Origin of the sequence: Planctomonas deserti, from assembly GCF_003067705.1 — a bacterium.
Classification (GTDB): Bacteria; Actinomycetota; Actinomycetes; order Actinomycetales; family Microbacteriaceae; genus Planctomonas; species Planctomonas deserti.
In genome coordinates this window covers 1-756 of the sequence record NZ_QANL01000038.1, presented here as the reverse complement: position 1 = coordinate 756, position 756 = coordinate 1, and the positions used below count along the sequence as shown (strand labels likewise).

Here is a 756-nt window from a genome sequence, read left to right as displayed (position 1 = left end):
ATCAGCAGCGCCTGCAGCCAGCTCAGGCCCCAGCTCTGCAGCAGGGCGATGAGGGTGGCGGCCATCAGCAACCACGCCGACGCACCGAACACGATCGCCACGCCGGCCCAGGCCAGCGCACGGCCGAACGCGCTGCGTGCCAGCGCGAAGTCGGCCGAGGCCAGGCGGCGCAGCGACCGCAGTGAATGCTTGGCCGAATCGGCAGCGGCACGGCCGGCCGCGCCGACCTGGCGGATGCTCTCATCCAGCGGCGGGGTGGCCGCCGGATCAGGGGCTTGCGCGTTGTCTTCGCTCACGCCGCGGCTTACTTGTCGCTGCTGCCGCGGGCCAGCTTGGCAATGATCCAGCCGGCAGCGAAGGCGACGCCGAACGAGGCCAGCGGACGCTCACGGATCAGCTCGGCGGCGCTGTCGATCAGGTCCTTGCCCTTGTCCATCAACGCGTCGACCTGTTCCTTGGCGGCTGCACCACCAAACTCGGCGGCGGCCAGGCCGGACAGCGCGCTGTCGGACAGTTCAGCCTTGACGTTGGCCTTGCCGATACGCAGTTCGTCGCCGGCTGCGCCGGTTGCGCCCTTGATCGCACCGCCGGCGGCCGACGCGGCCTGCTTCAGGTGGGAACCGGCTTCACCCAGGTGTTCCTTCAGGTTCTCGGTATTGGTGGGGCTCATCGAATCACTCCTGTTGCGATGGGGGAACGGGAGTCGGCGGTGCCGACCTGGACTGACAGCAATAGCATTGCCGGGGTATAGGGGGT

Annotated in this window: 2 protein-coding genes; both read right to left on the bottom strand. The window is 68.8% G+C overall.

Annotated features, from left to right (window positions below):
* Nucleotides 1–296: hypothetical protein (locus DAI20_RS19390; RefSeq protein ID WP_205781499.1), on the bottom strand; the 296-nt coding region annotated here is incomplete at its 3' end.
* An 8-nt stretch (nt 297–304) separates the two neighbouring features.
* Complete coding sequence (locus DAI20_RS19385; protein ID WP_032128158.1) at nt 305–670, bottom strand: hypothetical protein; 366 nt, start codon at nt 668–670, stop codon at nt 305–307.
* Nucleotides 671–756 lie beyond the last annotated feature (86 nt).

Bases quoted from the DNA above. Each gene is read 5' to 3' on its own strand.
- DAI20_RS19385 (WP_032128158.1), bottom strand. From the start codon at position 670: ATGAGCCCCACCAATACCGAGAACCTGAAGGAACACCTGGGTGAAGCC.